The organism is Streptomyces sp. NPDC037410 (genome assembly GCF_055602235.1).
Map to the genome: position 1 here is coordinate 451,561 of NZ_JBVJWR010000003.1, position 26,329 is coordinate 477,889.

The following is a 26,329-nucleotide window of genomic DNA, read 5'->3' on the forward strand; positions in this document are numbered from 1 at the left end:
GCGCTGCCTGCCCGAGCGGATCGCGGCCCCCCGTCTGTATCCGCCTGTCGCAATGTGAACGGACGCGCGCCGGGCTGCGAGCCCGCTGCGCGGCGATCCTCTGAACCGGACCAGTCTGGCAAGGCGTGTGACCGAAGGGTCCACGCCGACAGCCTCATGAACTCATAGCCCGGGGTCATTACCGGGCTTCGAGGAGAGGCGGGAGCTCATGGTCCAGGTGAGGTCGTCGGTCGCAGGATCGAGACTCCAGTGGGCGATGCCCCCGGTTGCAGACAACAGCCGCATGGCGTTGAGCAGTTCGGGCACTGATAGGCCGCTTGCGCGGGCCAGTTGGCCGATTTCCGTGATGCCGGCAGTGCGATCCGGGGCTCCATGGGTGGCCAGGGCAAGGGTTACCAGTCGAACCGCGGGAGTGCCCGCGCGGACAGGACGGGATTGATGGGTGCGCAGAGCCCAGTCCGCAGCGCGTGCTCGCGCCTTGCGGCCCGGCGCTCCGATGAGGGGATCCGTGAGCTGAGCGCTGCCGACGGGGCTGCCGGGCAAGCTCTGGTGGATCCAGCGCATCTCCTCCAACTCCCGCCACGCTGCGGGGGCCTGCGGTACGGCCATGGCGCGGATCAGTCCGGCCGGGAGCCGGACTCGGCCCGACGGGGTTGAGCGCAGTGCGCATTGCAGGGCGAGAAGCCGGGCCTGGGGGCTGCAAGGCGAAAGTGAGGCGGCCAGGAAGCTGAGCATGTCCCGCACCAGTGTCCTGTCCATCCGGTCGGTGAGGGACCGCCTGCTGCTCCGTGACCGGGCAGGGGCCGGGACGGCGGTGCGGTGCGCGGCGATGAGGGTGGTCTCCGGTACGACGGAGGCATCGGGCATGGCCCGGGCGCAGGCGGTGCAGGCGTCCGCGAGCCGCCACAGCCGCCCCCCGTGTTCACGGGAGAGGACCAGTAGAAGGGGGCCGGCGCAGCCGCGGTGACGTGGGTGCCAGCGGCAGCCGCGTTCATGGCACTGGCAGGTCCGCAGGTACGGGGGGAGGAGTGAGCAGCGGGCATGGCGCGCGAGGTGCGCGAGAGCGGCCGAGCGCGCGGAGCGGCCATGAAGAGTTTCGGGCACGGAGCTGCACTGGGGGCAGACGAGCAGAGGACCTTGAGGTTGAGGCCGTAGCTCGACGATCCACGTGCGAGGCGCCGGCGGGCGCATGGTGCACAGCCTCATCGACCGAGGGCCCTTCTCTGTTGTCCGCCTGACCAGGACCCGAGTAGGGCCTGCGGCGGGGGAGTGTGGTGATGGCGGCACACCGTAGTGCAGACCCCTGCCCTCCCGGAGGGAGTCGTCACCTGCACAAATAGGGCAGACCTCTGCACTGACAGGGCAGGGGTCTGCACCATCGGATGGACGGGTGACGATCTTGCCGCCCGAACCGAACCTCGACGCGCTACGCCTCCAGCTCGCGCAGCTGAGGGGTGACAGCGGCTGGACTTACGACGAGCTTGCCGAAAGAACCGGCCTGTCCAGGCGCACCCTCATCGAAATCGAGCAGGGCCGCACCGTCGGATCCCTCGCCACCTGGCACGCCCTCGGCCACGCCTTCGACGTCCCGCTCGGAGGGCTCTTCGCCTCGCTCTGTGAAGGCCATGCACCCCCCGGCGAGGCGCCGAAGTAGCCCCACACCGGAACCTGAGCGGATCACCTGAACCGGCTACGAGGTGGGAACGGAGAAGCGAACTATCGGACACCAGTGTCCATCCGCTGGGCCGATCGAGGGTGACTGGAGCGTGGACGGCATCACCACGGCGCGTCGCCTGGAACCTTCGCGGCCATGCACCCCACCCACACCTCCCGCGGCCGTCACTGGGACGGCAGCCTTCACATGCCAGGCCGCCGCCGCGCTCTACGCGTAGCCGCCGACAGCCCCAGCCGCCTGCTGCGCACGGCGCAGCACGGCCAATGCCGTGACTGCGGCAACCGGGTCGAGTGGCACACCACCATCACCCAGCGGGCCGTCTCCCTCCACCCCGCAGAACTCCCAACCGTGATCGTCCCCGAACCGCACCGCTGGCACGTCGCCTCCGGCATGGCCCACCACGCAGACGACGGAACCCCCTGGTGCCGCATCACCCACCCCACCCTGTGCCCCGCACACACCACGCCCCAGACCCTCCCACCCGCCCTCGACGCGCTCCGCCGACGCCTCGCCCTACGCACCCGCCGCCTCCTCGACGCAGGCGTCTTCACACCTGGCGAGCAGCCCCTCCCCGAACCTGCCGAGACAGAGATCTGCCGGCCCGCTCGCCCCGTCGCCCAGCTTCTCTACGGCCGCTACCTCGCCGCCAGACCGGTCGAAGACATCCAGTGCGTCGCCCAGACCATCCGCCGTACCCGGTGCCCTCACCCCGTCCTCGCCCCTGGCACCACCCCCGGAAGATGGACGCTCGCCCCCGCCGCACTCCACCGGACCCGACGACAGCAGGCCCTGCCCGCAGTCGACATCGCCCTCTACGACCTGGGACACCTGCCCTACAGCGAGCAACTGCGCTGGCGCACCCAACACTGCCCCGCCCATGCCACCCCCCAGGGCGCACCCGACCTAGCCCTCGCCGAATGGGAACCCTTCGACCCGCTGCTCCACCACGCCTTCCTCGCCACACGCCTGCCAGGAAGCGGTCAACAGCACCGGTAAAGCGGGGCATTTTTAACTGCTCAAGTCCGCCACGGCCAGCCGCCGGCAGCGACCTCTAGCCCAACCGTTCCCATCGTCCGATCCGGAGCAGACCCCGTTGTTCACCCCCACCGACGAACAGACACAAGCCGCCGACCGCTTCCATGCAGGCGACCACATGGCCCTCCAGGCCGGAGCCGGCACAGGCAAGACCTCCACCCTCGCCCTGCTCGCCAAAAGCACCCGCCGCCGCGGGGGCTACATCGCCTACAACCGAGCCATCGCCCGTGACGCCGCCACCCGATTCCCCAGCACCGTCAGATGCAAGACCGCCCACGCCCTCGCCTACGCAGCCATCGGCCGCCACTACGCACACCGTCTCGACGCACCCCGCCGGCCCGCATGGAGGACAGGACAAGACCTCGGCATCACCAAGCCCGTCCGCATCGAGGGCCACGACCTCGCCCCCACCACCCTGTCCAACACGGTGGTGAAGACCGTGAGCCGGTTCTGCCACTCAGCAGACACCACCCTCGCCGACCACCACGTCCCGCTCCTGCGCGGCCTCGACAGCCCCACTGCCCGCACCCAGCTCGCCGGCATCGTCCTGCCATACGCCCGCAAAGCCTGGGACGACCTTCAGCAGCCACAAGACGGTGTCGTCCGCTTCGACCCCGACCACTTCCTCAAGATCTGGTCCCTCACCAACCCCAAGATCCCCGCCGACTTCCTCCTCCTCGACGAAGCGCAGGACACCAACCCCGTCGTCGAACACGTCTTCAACGCCCAGCGCGACCACGCCCAGCTGGTCCTCGTCGGCGACTCAGCCCAGGCCATCTACCACTGGCGCGGCGCCAAAGACGTCATGACCGGCTTCGACGGCACCCACCTCACCCTGTCCCGCTCCTTCCGCTTCGGCCCCCGCCTGGCCGCAGAAGCGAACCGATGGCTCACCATCGCCCAGGCGCCCATCCGCCTGACCGGCACCGACACCATGCCCACCGAACTCGGCCCCCTCACCCGCCCCGACGCCATCTTGTGCCGCACCAACGTCGGCGCCATGAAACACGTCATGCATCACCTCGCCATCGGCACCAAAGTCGCCCTCGTCGGCGGCGGCGACAGCCTGCGAGCCCTCGCTCTGGCCGCCCGAGACCTCAAAGACGGATGCCGCACCCACCATCCCGAACTCGTCCTCTTCCCCACCTGGGGAACCGTCCAGGACTACGCCGCCCACGACCCCTCCGGGCGCGACCTCCAGCCCTTGGTCGACCTCGTTGACACTCATGGAACCGACGCCATCCTCACCGCCGTCAGCCGCCTCAGCACCGAAGAGCACGCCCAGGTCACCGTCTCCACCGCCCACAAGGCCAAAGGCCGCGAATGGGCACGCGTACAAATCGCCGACGACTTCAGCCCGCCCAAGGACACCGACCAGCAGGACAGCCAAGGCCGCCCCATTCCCGGACCGATCGACGACAGCGAAGCCCGCCTCGCCTACGTCGCCATCACCCGCGCCCGTACACATCTCGACACCAGCGGCCTCGCCTGGATCAACGGACACCCCGACGGAAACCCGCGACACCAGCATCAGTGAACGCCGCAAGTTGTGCATCTGACTTCGGGGTTCAGAAAACGAGTCGGAGCGAAGCTCCCGAGCGCCGCGTCCCGTTCCTAGACCGAGTCCTGAAGTCAGCATCCCTACTACAGGGCCAACAGCCTTGCACCCGGCTCGTACGCGATGTTGGAGCCACGCTGCTGCACAGCTGTTGGGACGTCCCGCCGTCGTGACCGAAGCGACGATTGGCCGTGGACGGACGGGCCATCCGTGGCGTAGCTTGCCTCTGCACGCAGGTCCGCGGGCACATTCCCGTTCCACGCCCGTAGGGGGCCACACCGCCATGTCCTCTTCCCCTCTCGGCGTTCTGCGCTCACGCCCTGCCCTGCCCGCCCAGATGTCCAATCCCAGGCGTGCCTTGCGCGTTGCGGTGTGTGTGCTGCTCGTGGCCGTCGCCGCATGTGATCTGTTCGCCGTGTACGCCGGCTTCCGGACCCACTTCTCGGTACGGGAAGACGGCGGCTTTCTGTTCGCCCGGCAAGATGAACTGGATGCGGCAGACACCCTGTTCAGGAGGGTGGACCGGTTCTACGCTCCGGCGTTGATGGCCTGCGCCGCCGTCTTCGTCACCTGGTTTCATCGAATGCGGCGCGCCACCGGAGCACTGGCGCCGGATGGCTTCAGGTGGGGAACCGGCTGGGCGATCGGAGCCTGGTTCGTTCCAGTGGCATTTCTCTGGATGCCGTACCGGATCGCTGTCGAGATGTGGGCCGCCTGCCTGCGGGGGCCCGGCCGCGGGACAGGTGCCAGCATCTCCTTCTGGCCCGTGAACCTCTGGTGGGGCACCTTCGCCGGTTCGCTCTTGCTCCGCTGGTATTCAGGGTTCCGCCATCAACGGGCCGATGGCCTCCCCGAGGTGCTGGACGCCGTGACCCTGGGAATGGTGGGCGACGCGCTGAACGTTGTCGCGGCTGGCGCGGCAGGGTACTTCGTCGTCCGGCTGACTCGCATGCAGGTCGCAGCCGGCCGTTAAAGGAGCGGCCCCCATCCAAGCCCAGGCTGCCCGACTCCTGGCTTGTCACTGCCGGGTTGGCGGCCGGAACGCCTACGGCCGACTCATGGCGTAGGAAACCTCGCTGGTTACGTGCATGCGGAATCGCGTGCCCGGCACCGGAGCGGCGTCCCCTGCACGGCGGAGCTGTCAGCGGGACGGCCGCCCAGGCCATCCCGGCCGGCGACGGGAGGGCTCTTCACAGCCCGTGCCACAGCGGGCGATGACCACATCTCTCCCAAACTGCACGAGATCTGGACAGCCAGGGCCTCACGGAGAAGAGGCCGTTCGAGCTTGGCCGGGCGTGTTCCTCCGCGCACTCAAGGCGCGCCCGCGCTCATGGTCCACGGCGCCGAGGATACGTTTCACGTCAGTCGACTCGTCCTGCAGGTATCTGCCGGTCGGCGGGCAGGCCGAACTGATGGAACTCGAGGACGCACACTCATTGAGTGCGGCCTCAGTGATTTTGCCAGACGGGTCTCGTAGGCTCCCCTTGACGTCGGCCCGTTCGGGCCGGAGACCTTCTGTGCCGCTCTGGCCATGAGGTGGTCCACGCTGGCAAGGCGCACAGCGGGCCGGCGTCGCCTTCGAGAGGTCGTCTTGGGGGCTTGTCGAGCCGAGCTGTTGGGATGTGAGGAGAGCGCCGAGCCTGACTTCAGCGGTTCCGGTACGGCCCGACTGATGAGCAGGAAGCGACCGGCGAGGCCGGGGCGCGAAGTCGTCAACGGGTGGGCTGTCACGCCGGGCTGCTGGTCGGAAGCGATTTCACCGGACAACTCGTGCGCATCACTGGCAAAGATCTCGGGGTTGGCGAGTTTCCAGGACGCCGCGAGTCCAGTCTGCCCCCGGCTGTTCTCTGTGCGGATGATGGGCCGACGCGAGTGTCGGCGGCATGCTGTGGTACCTGCTGTGCGCTGGGACCTGACAAACAGTTCCCCGTGACCACGAGAAATTTTGTGATGCGCGCCACTCTCGATTAGGGCATGTGTCCGATTTGCTGGCGGCGGTCGGTCGGGGATGTCTGGTCTATGCCAGCATCGGCGGGGTGTCTGTGCAGGTCAGATGCGTTGTCGGGGAGTGGCTCCGGGTGTTGGATCCCCGGCACAGGAAGATCACATAAAGCGCTGGCGATCTTCACGTCACATGCACGTCACTGACGTGTCATGCCGGGCCGTGCGCGCTTCGCGTCCGGTGTAGCTGCGGGTGGGGAATGAACATGAGATCGGGACGCGCTGGGCGCGCCCATAGAAGAGGGCGTGTTCTCGCCCTGGCGGCCGCCTGGCTGCTGGTGGCGGGCGTAGCGCCGGGGCTGGCAGCCAGCGCGGCAGTGGCGGATGAGATTCCTGCCACCGCCCTGACCGAGTCGGAACAGGCACTGAAGGAAGCCGCTACTTCGGGTGACCGGGTGGAGGTCGTGGGGGAACGGACGGAGCGGGAGACCGTGTTCGCGAACCCGGACGGCGCGACGTTCACGCTGGAGAAGTCGATCGCTCCGGTCCGTGTGGACACCGGGAGCGGCTGGACGCGGCCGGACGCGACGCTGGTACGCCGCGAGGACGGGTCCATCGGCCCGAAGGCCGCTGTGGTGGACCTGGCTTTTTCCGGCGGTGGTTCGGGCGAGAGCCTGGTGACGATCGGTCAGGACGGCCGATCGGTCTCGATGGGCTGGCCCGGCAAGCTGCCCGAGCCGCGGCTCGACGGTGAACGTGCCGTCTACGAGAACGTCCTGCCGGACGTGAACCTGATCCTGACCGCGACCGTCGAGGGCTTCCGCCAGGTGCTCGAGGTCGAGACCCCTGCGGCCGCGGCGCTGCCGGAGCTCAAGTCGATCGAGTACGGCCTGAAGACGGACGGGCTGCGCCTGCGCGAGGGGGCGGTGGGCAGCGTCGAAGCACTGGACGGCAACGGCCAGGTGGTGTTCCGGTCGCCGACCGCCCGGATGTGGAACTCTGCCGGTGATGACGGCGTCGAGCCCCCAGTCTCGGGGACGAGTGCGCAGAGTGCTGGATTCCGGGCGATCTCCGGTATCTCCTCCGAGTCCGCCTCCTCGGAGGAGCCGGCGCCGGAGCCGGTGGCCCCTGCCCAGGAGGGCGACCCGCTGGCAGGGCCGGGGGCCGGCGACGAAGCCGCGTTGATGGATGTCGACCTGACGCAGGACGCGTTGACGGTCACGCCTGCCGCCGACCTGGTCACCCGTACCAACGCGGAGGACTTCCCCCTCTACATCGATCCGTCGGTGGAGATGAATGAGGCGGAGCGGACGGTGCTGTCCTCGGACGGTGACGTCTTCTACAACTTCTCCGGCGGCGACAACGGCATGAGTGTCGGCAAGTGCGGCAGCGCGGTCGTCAACGGCGTGACGTACTACTGCGGCTCCGGCTACGTGAACCGTATGTACTTCGAGTTCGTCCCCACCAACCTCCAGGGTAAGGAGGTCCTGGACGCCACCTTCCGCGTGACCGAGACGTGGTCGTTCTCCTGCAACCCGCGCTGGGTGAACCTGAAGCGCACCGACCCCATCTCCCAGTCCTCCCGCTGGCCGGGCCCCACAGCCCTGGACCACCTGGGCGACCGCTACGTCTCGGCAGGCCGGGGAACAATGTGCTCGCCCTCACAGCCGCGCGCCGCGATCGAGTTCAACGACAACCCGGACGAGCCCGACGAGAACCTGACCGCGACCACCAAGTCGTTCGCCGACGGCAAGCTCAGCGTCCTGACCCTGAGACTGTCGGCACAAGACGAGACGGACACGGAGGAGTGGAAGCGTTTCGACGACGACGCGGTACTCGTGGTCACCTACATGAGCAAGCCCGCGACACCGGCCGAGTACGGACTCCTGTCGGGTTCCACCCAGATCTGCAGCAAGTCCGAGGGCGCTCCGACTACGGTCTCCGATCCGACGCCGACCCTCGTAGCAACGCCTCGTGTGGTTTCCGGTGGTGAGAGTGCTGCCATGCTGAGGGTGTACTTCGACGTCGACGGTAAGAACGCGGACGGAACCTGGTCCGACGCTCCGGAACCGACGACAGGATCGCTGGCCCCGACGACGGGGCACGTCGCCTACAGCAGCACATTGAAGGATTTCCCGAGCCAGGTGAAGGACTGGAACGTTGCCCTCAAGGAGGGCGTCCGCTACCGCTACCGCGCCTTCACGCAGTCATTCCCCAACACCTCCTACACGGGGGCACTCAGCAGCGGCGCCACCGCGTGGTGTTACTTCAAGGTGGACCCCACCGCGCCTAAGCCACCGCTGGTTAAGTTCGGCAGCGTGTACTCCGAATGCGTCACCGGGGGCTCCTGTGCGCCTCATGGCGGGCCCGGCGTGCCGGACTCGGTCACCTTCAGCCCGTACGTCGGCGACGTGAACACCAGCTACCAGTACAAGCTGTCCACCGATAAAGACTGGAGCGGGTGGAAGACCGCCGTTTCCGGCTCGTACACCGCGACCATCGATCCTCCGGTGTCCGGCACGTTCGTTCTGAACGTGCAGGCCAAAGACGCCCAGGGGCGTGTCGGTGAGAGAGCCGTGAAGTTCCTGGTGGATGAGGGAAGCGGGCACATCGGCCGCTGGAGCTTCGACGATCCGTCCGGCGTTGCGGTGGACAGCTCCACGGAGGAACCCACGCTGCAAAACAATCTGACGCTCACCGCATCCGGTGCCACACGAAGCGACCATGGCCGCCGTGGTGAACTCACAGCATCAGACGGTACGAAGACCCAGGACAAGGCCCTGTCTCTGTCGAGTGCCAACCAGGGCGCTGCATCGACTACCAAGCAGGTGGTCGAGACGGTATCGGCCTACACCGTGACGGCATGGGCCCGGCTCGACGCTGCCGGCTCCCTCAACGCCACCGTCGTCGGGCAGAACGGTAACCGGCACAGTGCCTTCTACATGGGCTACTGCGCGAACGTGAAGACCTGGTGCGTCCGGCTGCCCGAGGCGGACTCCGACTCGGCCTCCCTCTTGACCCAGCGGATCAACGCAACGGGGTCGCCGCAGCCCGGAGCCTGGACCCACCTTGGCCTCGTGGTGAACCCGTTGAACAGGAAGATCTACTTCTACGTTAACGGCGTCCTCCAGAACAGCAAGGACTTCACCACCGGCGTGTGGGCCTCCACGGGCGGCCTGCAGGTCGGACGGGCCAAGTACGCCGGCGCCTACGGCGACTACTTCCCCGGCGAGATCGACGAAGTCGCCATCTGGCAGCGAGCGCTGACAGAGACTGCGATGAAGAGAGAGGCCGGAGCCAGGGACGCGGACGGCAAGGGGTATGTCGAGCTTGTTGCCCAATACAACCCGGACGGCGGCTCCGGTTCCACGTTGCAGGACAACAGCGGCTACGGCAACACACTCACCCTGACCGCCGGAGCCTCGGTGAATGGTCAGAACATTGTCCTCGACGGCACGGACGACTCCGGCTCGACGGCCCGGCCGCTCGTGGACGACACCGGCTCCTTCACTGTGTCCACTGAGGTGAACGTGACCGCGGCGAATCTGGAGACGATGCCTGACGGGTCCCGGATGCAGGTCCTGGGTCAGCAAACAGGTACAGGTTCCTCGTGGGGCATCTGGTTTGAAAAGACCGGCATGCAGGAGAAGGTTGTCGAATCGCCTAATCCTGAAGATCTGCCGACCACTGAGCTGGTTCCGGTGGGGCGCTGGTTCTTCGGTCGCTGGTCTCCGGATGGTTCGGGTTCGGTGCAGAGCGACGAACTCCTCACGCCCAGCGGCGAAGTCCGGCTGACCGGCGTGTACGACGCCACAACGGGGACAGTTCGTCTTTACGCCGGTACTACCCGGCAGGGTGATCCGAAGGCCTACGAGGCCACGGTTGGGTCGGGCTTCAGCATCGGAAATGAGTGGACCGGGACTACCTGGGGGAGCTACCTGCCCGGCACGATCAGCGACATCCGCCTGTGGGCGGGAGCGCTGAGCGACGAAAACCAGGTGCTTGCCGTCGTCGGTCCCTGATCCGGCGCAGCACTCTCATTCCCTGCTAGGGCAACGGGGCGGGGCGCACGATCACGCCCCGCCCCGTTGCCGGGGCTTGCCCGCGCGTCCATTCCGGGCCGCTACTTCCCCCATCTCGATCGAAGATCTGAAGGAGTCGTTTCGTCGTGTCCAGACGTACAAGTCTGCGCAGACGCCGAGGTGCCGTGATCGGCGCCCTGGCGTTGGCGTTGTCCATACCCACGCCCCTGGTGCCTCTGGCCCAGGCCGTGCAGGTTCCGGGGCGTCCGGAGGTTCCCGCTTCCGCGCCGGTGAAGGTGCACGCCGTCACCGAACCGGGCGCGAAGAAGGAGCGCGCCAAGGTCGCGCAGGATCGGGCGGCCAACCGCCGCCTGTCGGACCTGGCAGACCAGGAGCGCGCCCGGAACGCCTGGCCGAAGGCACAGACGCTGACCGGCCGACTGACCTCCACCTCTGCCCCCGACGGCAACGCGCTGGTGCGCCTGCACGGTGTGGAGAGGGCGGGGGAGGCCCGGTTCGTCCGGCATCCCGCATCCGGCACTTCGACGGTGAAGGTGCTCGACCAGAAGGCAGCCCGGGCGGCCGGCGTGACCGGTGTGCTGTTCACTGTCGCGGCCCAGGATGCGGGGGCTGCAAAGGTCGAGGTGAACTACAGCTCCTTCGGTTCCGCGATCGGCGGCGCATGGGCCACCCGTCTGGGTCTCGTGTCGCTGCCGGCGTGTGCGCTGACCACTCCGCAGAAGGCCGAGTGCCGCAAGACAACACTGATCAGCTCGGAGAACAAGGCCGAGGATCAGACGGTCACCGCGAACCTGGCGCAAATCAATGCCGCACCGCAGGTGCTGGCCCTCACGGCCACGACGACGGGTGGCTCGGACAAGGGCGCGGGCGACTACAAGGCGACCCCGTTGGCAAGCTCCTCCTCCTGGGAGGCCGGCGGCTCCTCCGGCTCGTTCACCTGGTCCTACCCGATCTCGGTACCCCCGGCGGCAGCCGGCCCCGCCCCGTCTCTGGGACTCTCCTACGATTCGGGCAGCGTCGACGGCCGGACGGCGAACACCAACAACCAGGGCTCCCTGGTCGGTGAGGGCTTCGACCTCACGTCCTCGTACATCGAGCGCAAGTACGGCTCGTGCGACGACGACGGGCAGACCGGCAAGCACGATCAGTGCTGGAAGTACGAGAACGCCTCTCTCGTTCTGAACGGCAAGGCCACCGAACTCGTCAAGGACGACACCAGCAACCACTGGCGGCTGAAGAACGACGACGCCTCCATCGTCACCCATGCGACCGGCGCCGACAACGGCGACGACGGCGACGACGGCATCGATGGTGCCGGCGAGTACTGGAAGGTCGTCACCGGCAACGGCACCACCTACACCTTCGGCCTGAACAAGCTCGACGGCGCCGACACCGAGCGCACCAACTCGGTGTGGACCGTCCCGGTCTTCGGCGACGACGACGGCGAACCCGGCTACTCTGCCGACACGTCCTTCTCCGGCCGTGCCAAGCAGCAGGCATGGCGCTGGAACCTCGACCTGGTCGAGGACGTCCACGGCAACGCCTCCACCTACTGGTACACGGCGGACACGAACTACTACGCGAAGGGCGGCGACAAGACCGCCCTCGCGAAGTACACCCGTGGCGGGTACCTGAACGAGATCCGCTACGGCCAGCGTTCCGACACTCTGTTCACCGGCACCGCCTCGGGCAAGGTGGCCTTCGGGTACAAGGAACGCTGCAAGGACATCGGCGGCGGCTGCGACGCACTGACCGAGGACACGGCCAAGAACTGGCCGGACGTGCCCTTCGACTCGATCTGCACCGCGAGTGAGACGGACTGCAAGGCCATCGGCCCGGCGTTCTTCACCCGGAAGATCCTCACCGGCATCAACACTTACGTCTGGTCCACGGCCGCCGAGCCCGATGCCTACCAGCCGGTCGATACCTACACCCTGACCCAGGACATCTTCGACGGCCAGGACATCGGCAACAGCTCTGACCAGGTCTGGACCCTGACCGGACTGAAGCGGACCGGCAAGAACGGCACCGCCCTCGACCTGCCGACCATCGGCTTCACCTACCAGCAGCGCGCCAACCGAGTCGACGTGCCCGGCGACGACATCGTGCCGCTGACCCGTCCCCGGATCTCCACCATCACCTCCGAGACGGGCGCGATCACCACCGTCGCCCTCTCCGAGCCGGACTGCGTCCGCGGCACGCGAATGCCCGCAGCCGAGGACGACAACAACCTGTCCTGCTACCCGGTGTACTGGCCGATCAACGGCGGCGACCCGGAACTCGACTGGTTCAACAAGTACCGAGTCATCGCGGTCACCACCGCCGACACCGGCGGCCGCAGCGTCCCCGTGGAAAACGCCTACACCTACGAGGGCCCGGCCTGGCACTACAACGACGACCCCTTCACCAAGGAGAAGGAACGCACCTGGTCGTCCTGGCGCGGCTACCAGAAGGTGACCGCTCAGACCGGAGCGGTCGGCAACACCCGCTCCAAGACTGTCAGCCTGTACATGCAGGGCATGAACGGCGACCGACGTCTGGGCAAGGACGTCAACGGCGAACCACTGACCAAGAGCGTCACCGTCCCGGGCATCGACATCGACAACATCGCCGGCAGCACCGGCGACGAAGTGACGGTCGGCGACGTCACCGACAGCGAACAGTACGCCGGCCAGCTGCGCCAGCAGATCACCTACAACGGCACCCTCGCGGTCGGCAACCAGGTCAACGACCTCTGGTACCAGCAGACCGCCAGCCAGCAGAAGTCCTACGCTCACATCACGGCCGGCTACGTCCGCACCGCACGGACCTACTCCAACACCTACCTGACCGCAGCGAAGAAGTGGCGCACCACGGCCGTCAGCACCACCTACGACGGCTACGGCATGGCCATCCGGTCGGACAACCACGGCGACTGGTCGACCGCCGGCGACGAGACCTGCACCCGCACCTGGTACGCCCGCAACGACGCCAAGGGCCTGACCAGCCTGGTCTCCCGCACCCGGACCGTCGGCCAGGCCTGCTCGGTCACCGACGACCTGCTGAAGATGCCCACCGGCATCACCCACAAGTACACAAGTACCGAGGCCCCGGACCAGCGCGGTGACGTCCTGTCCGACACGGCAGTGGTCTACGACGACCCCGCAGCCACCGGCTGGACCGCCGCCCAGACACTCACCCTCGGTCTTCCCACCTGGACCGGTCGCGCCAAGGGCTACCCGGCCGTGGTCGCCGGCAGCACCGACGACCGGCACCCCACCGGCTGGCAGACGCTGACCAAGGTCACCTACGACGGCGCCACCGCCAAGCTCGGCCGCCCCCTCACCGTGACCGACGCCGCCGGCAAGGTCACCACCACGGCATATGTCCCGGCCACCACAGGCCCGCTCACGGCCTTGATCGTCATCAAGCCGACGCTCGCCAACGGCCAGGCCCACAGGTCCTACACCTACTACGATCCCGCCCGCGGATCGGTCACCCAGACCCTGGACGCCAACCTCAAGCGGACCGAGAACACCTACGACGCGCTCGGCCGCATCACCGCGACCTGGGCCCCCAACCGCTCCAAGTCCGGCGGCGACACCGCCACCGCCACCTTCGGCTACGGCATCAACCAGACCAAGGATCCCTCCTGGACCTCGGTCTCCACCCTCAAGGCCGACGGCCAGTCCTACGCCACCGGCTACAGCCTGTTCGACTCCCTGCTCCGGCCCCTCCAGACCCAGACCCCGGCCCCCAACGGCGGCCGGATCCTGACCGACACCCGCTACAACGACCGCGGCCTGGCCTACGAGACCTACGCCGACGTCTTCGACTCCACCACCGCCCCCGACAGCACGTACACTCGTGCCGAGTACGGCGGCGCGCCCCAGCAGTACAACGTGGAGTTCGACGGCCTGGGCCGCCAGGTGAAGTCCACCCTCCTGGTCAAGGGCGTACCGAAGTTCGACCCCGTCGTCACCACCTACACCGGTGACTCGGTGGCCGCCACCGCCCAGCAGGGCGGCACTGCCACCCGCACCATCACCGACGTCCTGGGCCGTACCGCCGAGACCCGCACCTACGTGGGCACTCAGCCCGACGACACCGCCTACGGCGCGACGCTCGGAGCCTCCTACACCTCGGTCAAGTACGGCTACTTCCGCGACGGCAAGCAGAAGCAGGTCACCGGGCCCGACAACGCCAAGTGGTCGTACACCTATGACCTCTACGGCCGGCAGGACACCGCGAGCGACCCCGACAAGGGCACGTCCAGCACGTCCTACACCGATCTCGACCAGCTCCAGACGACCACGGACGCGGAACAGCGGGTCCTCGTCTACGGCTACGACGAGATCGGCCGCAAGACCGGCCTGTGGCAGAACAGCGCCACCGATGCCAACCGTCTCGCGGAGTGGACGTACGACTCGCTCCTCAAGGGCCTGCCCGACGCCTCCATCCGCTACGTCGGCGGCAAGGGCCAGACCGGCAGCAAGACCTACACCAAGAAGGTCACCGCTTATGACTCCATGAGCCGGCCGACCACCACCACCCTGACCCTCCCGGCCGACGACGCCCTGGTCACCTCAGGAGCCGTCACCGCCACCACCACCGCGAAGGTCAACTACCGCCTCGACGGCACGGTCGGCAGCACCACCGAACCGGCCGGCGGCGGCCTCACCGGCGAGATCGTCAGCACCGACTACAACACCTACGGCCTGCCCATCGGCCTCTCCGGCGCCTCCGGCTACCTCCTGGGCGCCTCCTACACCGATCTGGGCCAGGTGCAGCAGCTCACCCTGGGCACCTCCACCGCCAACGGCACCAAGAACGTCTTCCTCACCAACTTCTACGAGGAAGGCACCGGCCGCCTCACCGACGCCGACGTCGACGACCAGACCCACGGGGCCGTACGCGACACCGCGTACACCTACGACCCGGCCGGCAACGTCACCTCTATCCTCGACCACTCCACCAGCAGCAGCGCCGCCGACTTCCAGTGCTTCAGCTACGACGGCCAGCGCCGCATGACCGAAGCGTGGACCCCGAAGACCGCCAGCTGCGCGACCACCGGCCGCACCGTCGCCAACCTCGGCGGAGCCGCCCCCTACTGGACCTCCTACACCTACAACACCGCAGGCCAGCGGGCCACGGAGAAGCAGAACACCGCCACCCCCGTCACCCGCACCTACTGCTACAACACCCCCCGCACGCACGCGCTGAAGGCCACCACGACCGACGGCAACTGCACGGACGAGACCACCCGCTACACCTACGACGCCACCGGCAACACCACCGCCCGCGTCGAAACAGCAGGCAGCACCACCACCCAGTCCCTGACCTGGTCCGCCGAAGGAAAACTCACCAAGCTCACCGAAGGCACCACCACCACGGACTACCTCTACGACGCCGACGGCCAACTCCTCATCCGCCGCGCCTCCGGCACCAGCGGTGAGACCGTCCTCTACCTCGGCGCCACCGAAGTCCATCTCAAGGGCACCAAGAAATGGGCCAACCGCTACTACAGCGCGGCCGGCTCCGCTATCGCCCTGCGCACCAACGAAACCGGCACAGAGAAGCTCCACTTCCTCGCCGCCGACCACCACGGCACCGGCAACCTCTCCATCACCGCAGACACGACCCAGGGCCTGACCAAGCGCTATACCACTCCCTTCGGCGCAGCCCGCGGCACCACCAGCGGCACCTGGCCCGACGACAAGACTTTCCTCGGCAAGCCCACCGACACCGGCGCCAACCTCACCCACATCGGCGCCCGCGAATACGACCCCACCCTCGGCCAGTTCATCAGCGTCGACCCGGTCCTCAGCGTGGATCTCCCGCAGTCGCTCAACGGCTACGGCTACGCGAGCAACAGCCCCGCGACCCTCACCGACCCCACGGGAACTCGAGAGACCTGCGGGGATTATGAAGGCGCGTGCAACACGGTCAACCACAACAACGACGGGACCGACGACACCGACGGTAACCCCGAGACGATCGACGAGAAGGACACAACTGAAGACTCGAGCGGCACCGCTGCCACCACTGGCGGAAGCGGAACGCCAAAGCGGTTCCAAAAGGTCTACGGCTCCACACCTATCGACCAGGTCTTTTACGGAACCATCAGAAATGCCGCCGATTTCGCATCACTCTTCGGCTGGACGGCCGACGACGACTGCTGGGAAGGCGGAGCAGGAGCACCCGGCTGCGACTACGGCAGCGACTACGACCAGTGGATCCTTGAGCACGGAGTCAATACCGAATCTGACTGGTACCAGGTTCCCGGATTCATTGGGGCAATGCTGGCTCATAGGGAAGCTGGTGCCGGATGGGGCATCAAGCCCCGTATAGCGACGGGAACCGGAGGAAAGGTAGGAGGGTGTAAGTGCTTCCTGGCCGGCACCGATGTACTTATGGCCGACGGCACAACGAAGGACATCGAGGATATAGCCGTCGGAGATGAAGTCCTCGCCACAGATCCGAAAACAGGAAAATCTGCCGCCAAACGGGTCACACATCTCATAGTCACTGAAGACGACAAGAACTTCAATGAACTGGCCATCGCGACACCCGATGGAGAAAAGAAACTCGTAGCCACACACGAACACCCCTTCTGGTCCCCTTCAGAGCGGCGGTGGGTCCCCGCGCGTGAGCTCACCCACGGCATGACGCTACTTACCGACCGTGGGACCCCCGTCAGAGTGGCAGGAAACCGCCCCTTCAAAAAGCATGCTCAGACGTTCAACCTCACTGTCAGCGACCTGCACACGTACTATGTGCTGGCGGGGGCTACGCCGGTTCTCGTGCACAATTCGGGCGGGCCGTGTGGGTCGGGGTTCAGAACTGCATCACAAGCCGGGATCAGCCCGAACGATGCGCAGCGTATCCAAAACGCTGCCGATAAGGCCGGCCAGCCGGTCATCGTAGTAGGAAGCCGCGCGAACGGCAGCGCTAACCCGGCATCGGACTGGGATTACATTTTGTCCGGCCCGTCGGGGTCTCGGCATAGTCAGCAGAGCTCCTTGCCAAGGGGAACCGGAGATGGTGAAGGGAGTGGCCGAGGGCGCGACTTCTGGCAGAACTACAATCCAAGTAGGCCAGACTATGCAGAATTGGACCCGAGTAAACCCTATGTAATATTCGAGCCCCGGAGTCGGTGATCAATTGAAAGCGTCGGAACGAATCATCAACGAGGTCGCCCAGGAGATCCTTGGCTGGGAGGAGGGGGTGAGCTGGTTCTCCTCCCTGGAGCAGGTCGAGCAAAAGGCGGTACTGCATGAAGTGGTTCGCCACTCCATGCAGGCCCACGCAACGGCGGAGGACGGCCGAGAGGGCGTTTTGCGATCCGGAGTGAAGCCGACAGCAAATCCCGCTGTTCTGATTGTCAAGGAACCGCTACTCCAGCAAATGGGAAAAATTATCAATCTCCCTGAAGCTGAGTATGTGAAGGCGTTTCGTGTTCTCCTTTCCACCTTCGTCGTGGCGGATACACGGCGGAGGGAGCTGGAGTGTCGAGGACGTTGCAGCCACGCTTGGCATAACTTGACATAGGAGTGATCGGCGGTCCTTTCGGCCTCTCGGCAGAGCCATCAAGTACCGGTCACCACGACTACCTGAATTCGGGTCGGCGTACAAAATGGGAGCCCCCACCAGGCGCGTGCTTGGCGGGGGCTCCCGGTCGTTTGCCGCTGAGGTTGAAAGGGTGGGGTGACAGCGGGCGTTGGCGGTGCTACATCCTCGTCATGAGGTATGCGGATGGCGGCGGTCTGACCGCCGCGGGGCGGGCGAAGCGTGAAGCGGTGCGCTTTGAGGCCGCGGAGATGTTCGAGCAGGGGCTGCGGCCGCCGGAGGTGGCCCGCAGGTTACGGGTGTCACAGAAGTCGGCGTACGCCTGGCACGCAACCTGGCGCGACGGCGGCAGGCCGGCCCTGTCCTCCAAGGGGCCCGGCGGCTTTCCCTGTCAGCTCAGCGATGACCAGGCAGAACGGCTGCAAGCCGAGCTGGATGCCGGCCCTGCGACGCACGGCTGGAGCGAGGACCAGCGGTGGACCCTCGCGCGCGTGGCCGAACTGATCCACAGGCTGTTCGGGCACCGGTACACGCCACGTGGGGTGTCGTATCTGCTGCACCGGCTGGGCTGGTCACCGCAGGTTCCCGCGCACCGGGCAATCGAGCGCGACGAGCAGGCCGTCGCCGCGTGGCGGACGGAGCAGTGGTCACGGGTAAGAGGACGGCCCAGCTCCTGGGCGCGTGGATAGTCTTCGAGGACGAGGCTGGGCAGGACCTGAAACCCGGCAAGGGCCGGACCTGGTCACGGCGCGGGCGGACGCCGCTGGTCAGAGTCACGGGCAAGGGGTCCGGCCGGGTCCTGATGGCCGGGATGATCTGCGTCAGACCGGGTCGTGAGACCCGTCTGATCTACCGGACGCAGACGTACCGGGGCCATACCGGCGAGAAAAAGGGTTTCCGGGCCCGCGAGTTCGTGGACTTGCTGACCTCCGCCCGTCGGCAGCTCGGCAATGTCCCGCTGATCGTGGTGTGGGACAACGCCAGCACCCATCACGCCAAGGCTCTGCGGGAGTTCTGCGACCGCAACAGCGACTGGCTCACCATCGTCAAGCTCCCGCCCTACGCACCCGACCTCAACCCCGTCGAAGGCGTATGGGCCCACCTGAAGAAGTCCCTGGCCAACCTCGCACCCCACACGATCGACGACCTCACCCCACTCGCGAAGAACCGCCTACGTGGCATCCAACGCCGACCGCAGATCCTGAACGGCTTCATAGCCGAGACCGGGCTCACGCTGGAGCCCCCGTAGCCCCGTCACCCTGCCCTTTCAACCTCAGCGGCAACGTCAGCGGACGGCGGCCGCAGTGGGCGGGTCGTCAGGGGTCGTCGTCCTGGCTGCCGAGGGCGTGGCCCAAGGCGTCGATGGCGTCACGCTGGAGGCGGAGCCGTACGTGGGCGTAGACGCCGGCGGTGACGCCGATGTGGGCGTGACCGAGGAGTTCCTTGATCACGACGAGGTCCACGCCTTGCTCCAGGAGCAGGGTGGCGGTCGAGTGCCGGAGGTCATGGAAGCGGATGGGGCGGAACCCGGCCCAGTTGAGGAAGCTGCGGAAGCGGCGGGTGAGGTTGGCAGGGTCGAGAGGCCGGCCAGTTGGCGTGGTGAATACGAGCCAGCTGTCGCTCCAGTCCGTCCCTGCTATCCCTCGCTCCTTGCCCTGTCGTGAGACCAGAGCGCCTCTCTCCGGCAGCACGGCGGAGAGAATCTCCCGACACAAGTCACTGCAGGGTTCGGAGCGAACCCTGCAGCCGCACCTGATCGCCTGCGAGGTACCTGAGGCTTCCCCGTGTGGGCTTCGCGCCGCCGGTCATCGACGGTGGCGCAGGGTGCGGTTGAAGCGTTCGACCTTGCCGTTGGTCTGCGGCCGGTAGGCGCGGGTGAGCTTGCCCGTGGCGCCGAGGTCGGCCAGGACGTTCTTCCAGGCCAGGCCCTTGCGGTAGGCCCAGGCGTTGTCGGTCAGGACCCGCTCGATCCGGTCGATGCCCTGGGAGTGGAAGAACGCGGCCGCGCGGGCCAGGAAGGCCGCGCAGGTCGCGACCTTCTCGTCGCCGTGGATCTCGCTGTAGGCGAGGCGGGAGTGGTCGTCGACGGCGGAGTGGACGTAGTCGAAGCCCATGCTGCTGCGGGTGGATCGGCCGGCCTGGCGCCCCAGGACCTTGTGGCCGCCGCCGTCGGGAATCCGGCCGAGTTTCTTCACGTCCACGTGGACCAGCTCACCGGGACGGTCTCGCTCGTAGCGGCGGATCACGGTGCCGGTCGGCCGGTCCAGCCAGGCCAGTCGGTTGAGCCGGTGGCGGGTCAGGATCCGGTGCACGGTCGAGGCGGGCAGGCCCACGATCGGGCCGATCCGGGCGGGGCCGAGCTTGCGGCTTTGCCGCAGGCCGCAGACACGGTCTTCCACAGCAGCCGGAGTCCGGTGCGGCGTCGTGCGAGGCCGGCTCGACCGGTCGTGCAGACCCGCCTCGCCCTCGGCCCGCCACCGGCGGATCCATTTGTGGGCCGTGGCCCGGGAGATACCCATCTCGGCGGCCACATGCGCGACCGGACGGCCTGAGCAGACACGTTCGACCAGCAGTCTCCTACCGAAGACGGTCAGCCGGGCATTACGGTGGGCCACGAAGACCTCCGGGCGGTGAGTTCCTAGACAGCTCCCACCCCACCGGAGGTCTTCGCCATGTTCAAGACCAGACCAGTGTCAACAACGCTCGTGACCAATACATCTAGCTCAAGCATGTTCTTCTCGATCACAAGCTCAGAGCAGGGAGCGACCCCGGGGAACGTCTCAACGTATCGCCCCCGCGGTGTCCTGATCCCTCCGATCGTCACTTCGAAAGCGCGGAAAGCCAGCGTCAGGTCGCTTACGGGATCCACAGAGCCGTTCCTCACGTGCACGCGCTGCGCCGCATCGGCGTTGTCGGTCCAGAAGGTGATGCGTGCGGCTTGGGCGCGCTCCGCCCGCCTGACCACCTCCTTCGACTGTCGAAGCTCGTCAGAGGCCACCCGGGCCTGGAAGATGGTCGTCACACCGGTAAAGGTCAAGGTCAGAACGGCTGCGATCACGCCCATCGCTGCGCCAACCGTTTTCCACTGGGTCCGCCTGTCCCAGGGCCTCGACCGTCGATTCCGCGCTCTTTGTTGTGCCGCCCTGGCCGCCGCTGCGTTCCCAGCCCTTCGGTTTCTACTGCGCCCCATCGGGCACGCCTCCCTTGGTCAGCCGCAACCCACCGGCTACTCCAGACCCATCCCCACCGCGCGAACGCGCGAGCGATGGCCCGTCTCGTCGGGGGTTCTTCTCGCAGGTGACAAGTACCGCGAGCAAATGGTGCCAGCCACCGTGCTCCATCCCTCAACCTCACACAGGTCGATTGGCGCAGCCAGTGACGAGTACCGGGCTCTGGCACAGCCGTCACCCCACCGGCGCAACGCGGCGCCGGCGCGCCATGGGGAGGGAACCCTGGCCCAGGACATCGGATGGGGCTGCAGCAGCGACTCGAGCTGGGGGGGTGACGGACACGGGATGGGCCCGGCGCGATGTCGGCTGGGGCGCCGTCGGCGACCCGAACTGGAATTGAAGGCGACGGCTCGGCAAAGCAGGGCTGGCCGCGCGGGGCCCGAACGTACCTGTGCCCCGCGCCGGCGCGGGGCACAGGAGGGCAGCCAAACGGGGACCTGACCAGTCAGCTCGCCACCCGGGTGGCACCGTAGCGTCCCCGGGCTGCCCGTCGCGCGTCGTTCATGTCGACGAGTCCACGCCCTGGCACGAGGGTCATATTTTGGCATCTGTGATGACCTGCGAAAACGCCTCCTGCAAGGGCATGTCAGTCGGCGGACACGCACGATTCTTCAAGGGCTGGCTGTACGCCGATCGGGTGGTGAGTCTCCCCGATTCGGGAGACTCACCTGACTGGGCTTTTCGCCACGCAGCAGGCGGCTGCGGTGAACCCGTTCGCCCGGACGGCTGACGGCTTGGGGCTTTCGGCACGTCAACGGCCCAGCGGCGGATATCTCTGCAGTCGTGATCAAGAACCACCTGCTGCGCGGTGCCGCCGTGCTCTCCCTCGCTGTGGCTCCGCTCGCGCAACCAGCCCAGGCCAGCCCGCCCGACTGGGACCTGCACACGTCTGTGTTGCCCGTCGGAGCGAAGCTACCGTCGCTGGCCGATCTCCGGCGCGGCGCCCGTACATCGCTCTCGCGCAGCGGTGGCGGGTTCGGAACGTCGCAGAAGGCGGTCGATGTCGTCGGCCCGGCCGCGTCCTTCGGCCGGCCTGCCGAGGAGACGGCCGCGGTCGCCGATACGCCGACGGTGACGTACCCGGCGCCGTCGCGCACGATGACACCGGACGAGTGCATCCGGGGGCTGGGCACGGACAAGAAGTTCTTCATCAAGTCCCGGTACGCGGCATGCTCGGGGGCGGTGTTCTTCACGGTGTGGTCGAAGAACAACCAGCCGTCCGGGGAGACGCAGTTCGTGTACCTGTCGATCGGGACGATCACGAAGGACAGCCGCGAGGTCCGGCTCACTCAGTACTTCACCCGGATGGGCAAGGCCGGCGACGTGGCGACGTCGGGATTGATGATCAAACCGGCCGTCAAGGTCCCCACGGTGTGGCCGTCCACTGCCCGCGTCGGCCAGAGCGGCACCGTCCCCGGGGCCCGGAGCTTCGACGCTCTGGCCCGCCAGCAGGCCACCGGCTTCACCAGGGTCCTGAACACCTCCAGCGGACAGGGCAGCGGCCGCGATGACACCATCTCGGCCGTCGCCGAGGCGTCCGCGACGATCACGCCGCCACCCGGCTACCGGCCCGGCGGCGAACTCAGCGGCACCCTGTTCTTCCTGCCCCCACGCTGGGACAAAGCCTCCTACCTGAAGGTCCCGGCCGGCGCCGCCGCCTTCAGCTACGCCGTCCCGCTGCACTACAGCACCAAGCAGGGCGCGCCCGAGAAGGCGGTGGCCGAGCACATCAAGACAGCGTTCACCACCCCGGGCAGCACCAAGCCGGCCAACCGTGCGAAGAACGTCGCCGGGCAGAGCCCGGCCGTTCCGCTGAACCGGCTCTACTACGACAACGCTCGCCGCAAGAAGAACCGGTCGACCGCGGTGGCCACATGCAAGCGCGAGTTCGGCACCGGCTACGCGGCCGGAGGCAAGGAGTGCGACGAGTACCCCTTCGCCACCACCTACCAGGGCTGCGCCCAGTCCACCTACGAGACGGGCGCGGCGAAGGACAACTTCTCCGTCAGGGCGCTGCCGAAGACGGACAACGGCAACGCCGGAAATCTGCTGGGCCAGTTCATGACACTCAACCGGATCATTGACGGCAAGGACGACGGCTTCTACGTGACCGTCTCCTGACGCACCAGTGGTCGGGGGAAGACCATGCCCGCGTCTGTCCCGGGCCTGAGCCCTCGGGCCCGGGCCCGAGGGCTCAGGCCGTCGGCCAGAACTGCACCAGGTAGGTCTCGATGCCCTCGGCGATGCCCTCCTTCTCGACGGCCTTGGCCGCCTCCGCTCTCCCGCCACTGCAGAGCCGGACATTCCACTCGGTTTCGGGGGTCCCGAGTTCGATCTCCTGAGCGATCGGCCCGCACGTCACCCCCCACACCTGCAGGTTCCCGGTCCGACAGCGCACCGTGGTCTCGGCCTGCTCGTCCCAGGCCCGCGTGTCGTCGGCGGGAGGCTCGGCGTCCCACACCTGCGCGGTCATGACCGCTGTATGGGTATGCGCCGCGCTCTCGATATCCACCCGGCCCGGCCGGGCGTGCACGAACCCCTCCATCACCCGGCCCGCGGGGTAGGGGGCGGGCACCACGGACAGATCGGCGTCCTGCAGACACAGCCCGTAGAAGTCGACCTCCGGTTCGAGAAACTGCTCCCTCACAAGCGTGGCCTGGCCCACCGTCCACCTCCTGAACTCGTCCGCACCGCCGACCCCAGCGTCTTCAGGGTGCAGGCCCAGCATGCCTCCCCGCCGCCGCCGCGGCCTCCAGACCACACCGTCCACAGCGACGGTCGGCGAACCCGGCTTGGCCACTGTCTTGAGCCGCCTCGGTGAACGCAGCCGCGAGGGCCACCTCCTCACCCGTTGGGGTCACGGCTGCTGTGGCGCCTTGCACCGCCGTCTCGCCGCGGGCTTCGATGTCTCCGGGCTCGTGAACGCCCGGCCGCGCGATGGAAGACGCCCCCGTACCCTTCGCCGAGGACCGGCCAGAAGCATCACCGTCCGTATGACACCGGCTGACCTACCTCACCAAAGCGCTTGCCGCCGGGGGCCGGTGTGGCGCGGAACAGCGATCACGATGCCTCAGGCAGCCCTGGCCCTCACCGAAGACCGCCGTCGCAGCACCGGCGAGTCCCACCAAGCCCTCCAGGCACTCCTCACGGATGCTGGCCAGCCGCTGACCATCCCTGCGGCCCATCATCCGGAGCAGGCACAACTGGAGGCTGCGGTCTTCCTCGCCTGCTGCAAGATCGGCAGCCTCTCAGAGCACCCCCTGGGCATCGTCCAGGTGCGTCCAGAGGAAGACCAGCTCACCCTTCGGCTCCTCGACGAGCCGTACATCGTCCACCACTGGGCAGAGTTCCTCCTCCCCCGACTGACCGGCGAGGAGAGCGACCACCCACAGGACCGCGTCTCAGGTGTAGCTGTCCTCCGCTACCGCCGAGAAAGCCGCAGCATCAGCCTCCACCGCCCCGACATGCCAGCCCGCATCCTGCTCACAGGCTTCAACCCGCGCTGGTGGGAGCGGATCGCCGACCGGCTCTCCACCCACTACGACCTGCTCCAGGGAGAGCCGGACTGGATGCCCACGGAACGAGCCGCGTACAACGCGGCCGAGAGCTCCTCCTGCGAACCGCCGTCGCTCTTCTCTCCCCTGTTGCGACGCATCCGGGCGACCGCCGGCCACGGCCCGTTCAACGGCACCGATGCCTGGCACGCGGTCGGCGGCTCCTTTCGGCTGGAGACCACCGACGGTCCGCCGTGCCCCGAACTCATCCAGCTCCTCGGTGACGGCCCCACGGGGTTGGGCTGGAAAATCGATCACAAGAGCTGTACATGCCTGTGTGACCACACCCACTCCGGCATGGGCTGCAACATTGACTTCCTCGAACCCACCACGGGTCAGTTCGTGTACTACTCCAACCTCAAGTGGGGCCGCACCCTCAGCGCCCGCGGCCGCCAAATCATCACCGAGCTGAATCACCTGGCCTTCGCCTGATACAGCCGCGCACGGCCCGGCGATCAGCGCCAGCCCGACTCCGCGTCAGGGCTGCGCTGAACACCGGCTGCCGGGTCTTTCGTGGTCAAGGTGGAGCAGCTGTTGACCGGCCTAATCAGCGGTGTGGCTGTGCGAACCACGCAGCTCCCACCAGAGCTGATCCAGCTCTGGGGCCTTGTCCCCGAAGAGTGGACACCTGTTCGTGTCGTTATGCGGCAAGTGTCAGAGTAGCTGACTGCCGCTCGTAGGCGATCGGTGCCTGCTGTCCGTTCGCCGAGTGTCGGCGACGGGTGTTGTAGCGCGTGGCCCAGCGGAAGACCGCCAGGCGGCAGGCCCGGGCCCCGTCGAAGCGGCGGGCACCACGGAGCGTCTCGCGCTTGAGGGCCGCATTGAACGACTCGGCAAGTGCGTTGTCCGCGCTGGTGCCGACCGCGCCCATGGACTGTATGACACCCAACTCGGCGCATGTATCAGCGAATTGGCGGGAGGTGTACTGGGCTCCGTGGTCGCTGTGGAAGACGGCGCCGGCCAGGCTGCCGCGGACCCGGGCGGCTGCCCGGAGCGCGTCGGTGATTAGCGAGGTGCGCATGTGGTCGGCGATCGACCAGCCCACCAGGCGGCGCGAGAAGCAGTCGATCACCGTCGCCAGATACAGGAACTCTCCGTCGCCCACCGGCAGGTAGGTGATGTCGCCGACGTACTTGGTGTTCGGCGCGCTCGCGGTGAAGTCACGCCCCAGCAGGTCGGGCACCGGGGTGGCGGACGGTTCGGGCACGGTGGTGGCCTGGCGCTTCCGCAGCCGCAGCCCCGCGATGCCGAACTTCCGCATGATCCGCCCGACGCGCTTGTGGTTCACGCGCTCACCGTCGTCGCGCAGCTCGGCGGTGATCCTCGGGCGGCCGTAGGTGCCGTCCCACTCGGCGTGCACAGCCCGGATCCGCTCGGCGAGAGCGGCATCGGACCGCTCGCGGGCGGCACGGGCCTCGCGGCCGGCCCGCCACTTGTAGAAGCTGGAGCGGGCGACCTCCAGCACGGCGCACAACCGCTTCACGCCCCAGGCGCGGTGGTGGTCCTCGATGAACTGGAAGCGGTTGGTCACCAGGTCATCTCTTGTGCGAAAAACTTTGTCGCCTTGCGGAGAATGTCCCGTTCGGTGGCGAGCTTGTGCATCTCCTTGCGGGCTGCCGCCAGCTCACGGCGCAGGGCCTCGTTCTCGGCCTGGAGCTCCTCGGCCGTCGGCGGGGAATCCACCGTGGGGCCTTGACCCCGGATCCTGGACACCCGAGACACTTGGATCTTGAGTCCAGGAGAAC

The 26,329-nt window shown here is 67.4% G+C and carries 13 protein-coding genes and 3 pseudogenes; 10 read left to right on the forward strand and 6 right to left on the reverse strand.

What is annotated here, in order from left to right; all coding sequences use genetic code 11:
* Positions 1-162 precede the first annotated feature (162 nt).
* Positions 163-735: a hypothetical protein gene (locus tag ACZ7HT_RS07445; RefSeq protein ID WP_471161056.1), complete on the reverse strand. Its 573-nt coding sequence runs from the start codon at positions 733-735 to the stop codon at positions 163-165.
* A 655-nt stretch (positions 736-1,390) separates the two neighbouring features.
* On the opposite strand from ACZ7HT_RS07445, the gene ACZ7HT_RS07450 reads away from it, so the two are divergent.
* The 8 genes from ACZ7HT_RS07450 (at position 1,391) to ACZ7HT_RS07485 (ending at position 19,049) form a co-directional block, all read left to right on the forward strand.
* On the forward strand, positions 1,391-1,654 hold the full coding sequence (locus tag ACZ7HT_RS07450; RefSeq protein WP_471161059.1) for a helix-turn-helix transcriptional regulator: 264 nt from the start codon (positions 1,391-1,393) through the stop codon (positions 1,652-1,654).
* 207 nt (positions 1,655-1,861) lie between these two features.
* Entirely contained in the window at positions 1,862-2,671 is an 810-nt protein-coding gene (locus tag ACZ7HT_RS07455) for a DUF6083 domain-containing protein (protein WP_471161135.1), read from the forward strand.
* 97 nt (positions 2,672-2,768) lie between these two features.
* Entirely contained in the window at positions 2,769-4,247 is a 1,479-nt protein-coding gene (locus tag ACZ7HT_RS07460) for a UvrD-helicase domain-containing protein (RefSeq protein WP_471161062.1), read from the forward strand.
* Between the two features lie 397 nt (positions 4,248-4,644).
* On the forward strand, positions 4,645-5,241 hold the full coding sequence (locus tag ACZ7HT_RS07465) for a DUF4328 domain-containing protein (RefSeq protein WP_471161065.1): 597 nt from the start codon (positions 4,645-4,647) through the stop codon (positions 5,239-5,241).
* A gap of 1,234 nt (positions 5,242-6,475) precedes the next feature.
* Positions 6,476-10,231, forward strand: coding sequence for a LamG domain-containing protein (locus ACZ7HT_RS07470; RefSeq protein WP_471161067.1), 3,756 nt, complete (start codon positions 6,476-6,478; stop codon positions 10,229-10,231).
* A 146-nt stretch (positions 10,232-10,377) separates the two neighbouring features.
* Positions 10,378-17,391, forward strand: a complete 7,014-nt coding sequence (locus ACZ7HT_RS07475) for a polymorphic toxin-type HINT domain-containing protein (protein ID WP_471161069.1) — start codon at positions 10,378-10,380, stop codon at positions 17,389-17,391.
* Positions 17,392-17,395: 4 nt separating this feature from the next.
* Positions 17,396-17,782, forward strand: coding sequence for a DUF5958 family protein (locus tag ACZ7HT_RS07480; RefSeq protein WP_471161072.1), 387 nt, complete (start codon positions 17,396-17,398; stop codon positions 17,780-17,782).
* A gap of 191 nt (positions 17,783-17,973) precedes the next feature.
* Positions 17,974-19,049 (forward strand): IS630 family transposase gene (locus ACZ7HT_RS07485; protein WP_471161074.1). Its coding sequence is split into 2 segments (ribosomal slippage): positions 17,974-18,433 and positions 18,433-19,049, totalling 1,077 coding nucleotides; the frame shifts between segments, so codons are not numbered across the junction.
* 36 nt (positions 19,050-19,085) lie between these two features.
* On the opposite strand, the pseudogene ACZ7HT_RS07490 reads toward ACZ7HT_RS07485, so the two are convergent.
* The 3 genes and pseudogenes from ACZ7HT_RS07490 to ACZ7HT_RS07500 all read right to left on the reverse strand — a co-directional run.
* A pseudogene (locus ACZ7HT_RS07490) lies at positions 19,086-19,461 on the reverse strand (tyrosine-type recombinase/integrase); the annotation flags it as partial.
* A gap of 159 nt (positions 19,462-19,620) precedes the next feature.
* A pseudogene (locus tag ACZ7HT_RS07495) lies at positions 19,621-20,415 on the reverse strand (IS481 family transposase); the annotation flags it as partial.
* 23 nt (positions 20,416-20,438) lie between these two features.
* Positions 20,439-20,822: a hypothetical protein gene (locus ACZ7HT_RS07500; RefSeq protein ID WP_471161076.1), complete on the reverse strand. Its 384-nt coding sequence runs from the start codon at positions 20,820-20,822 to the stop codon at positions 20,439-20,441.
* A gap of 991 nt (positions 20,823-21,813) precedes the next feature.
* Here ACZ7HT_RS07500 and ACZ7HT_RS07505 point away from each other — a divergent pair.
* On the forward strand, positions 21,814-23,151 hold the full coding sequence (locus ACZ7HT_RS07505; protein WP_471161078.1) for a NucA/NucB deoxyribonuclease domain-containing protein: 1,338 nt from the start codon (positions 21,814-21,816) through the stop codon (positions 23,149-23,151).
* Positions 23,152-23,224: 73 nt separating this feature from the next.
* On the opposite strand, the gene ACZ7HT_RS07510 is transcribed toward ACZ7HT_RS07505, so the two are convergent.
* Positions 23,225-23,695: a hypothetical protein gene (locus tag ACZ7HT_RS07510; protein ID WP_471161080.1), complete on the reverse strand. Its 471-nt coding sequence runs from the start codon at positions 23,693-23,695 to the stop codon at positions 23,225-23,227.
* A gap of 400 nt (positions 23,696-24,095) precedes the next feature.
* On the opposite strand from ACZ7HT_RS07510, the gene ACZ7HT_RS07515 reads away from it, so the two are divergent.
* Complete coding sequence (locus tag ACZ7HT_RS07515; protein WP_471161083.1) at positions 24,096-25,016, forward strand: hypothetical protein; 921 nt, start codon at positions 24,096-24,098, stop codon at positions 25,014-25,016.
* Positions 25,017-25,224: 208 nt separating this feature from the next.
* Here the strand turns inward: ACZ7HT_RS07515 and ACZ7HT_RS07520 are convergent.
* Positions 25,225-26,249 (reverse strand): annotated as a pseudogene (locus ACZ7HT_RS07520) (IS3 family transposase); the annotation flags it as partial.
* Positions 26,250-26,329 lie beyond the last annotated feature (80 nt).

Bases quoted from the DNA above. Each gene is read 5' to 3' on its own strand.
- ACZ7HT_RS07445 (WP_471161056.1), bottom strand. From the start codon at position 735: ATGCTCAGCTTCCTGGCCGCCTCACTTTCGCCTTGCAGCCCCCAGGCC.
- ACZ7HT_RS07455 (WP_471161135.1), top strand. From the start codon at position 1,862: ATGCCAGGCCGCCGCCGCGCTCTACGCGTAGCCGCCGACAGCCCCAGC.
- ACZ7HT_RS07470 (WP_471161067.1), top strand. From the start codon at position 6,476: ATGAGATCGGGACGCGCTGGGCGCGCCCATAGAAGAGGGCGTGTTCTC.
- ACZ7HT_RS07515 (WP_471161083.1), top strand. From the start codon at position 24,096: ATGCCTCAGGCAGCCCTGGCCCTCACCGAAGACCGCCGTCGCAGCACC.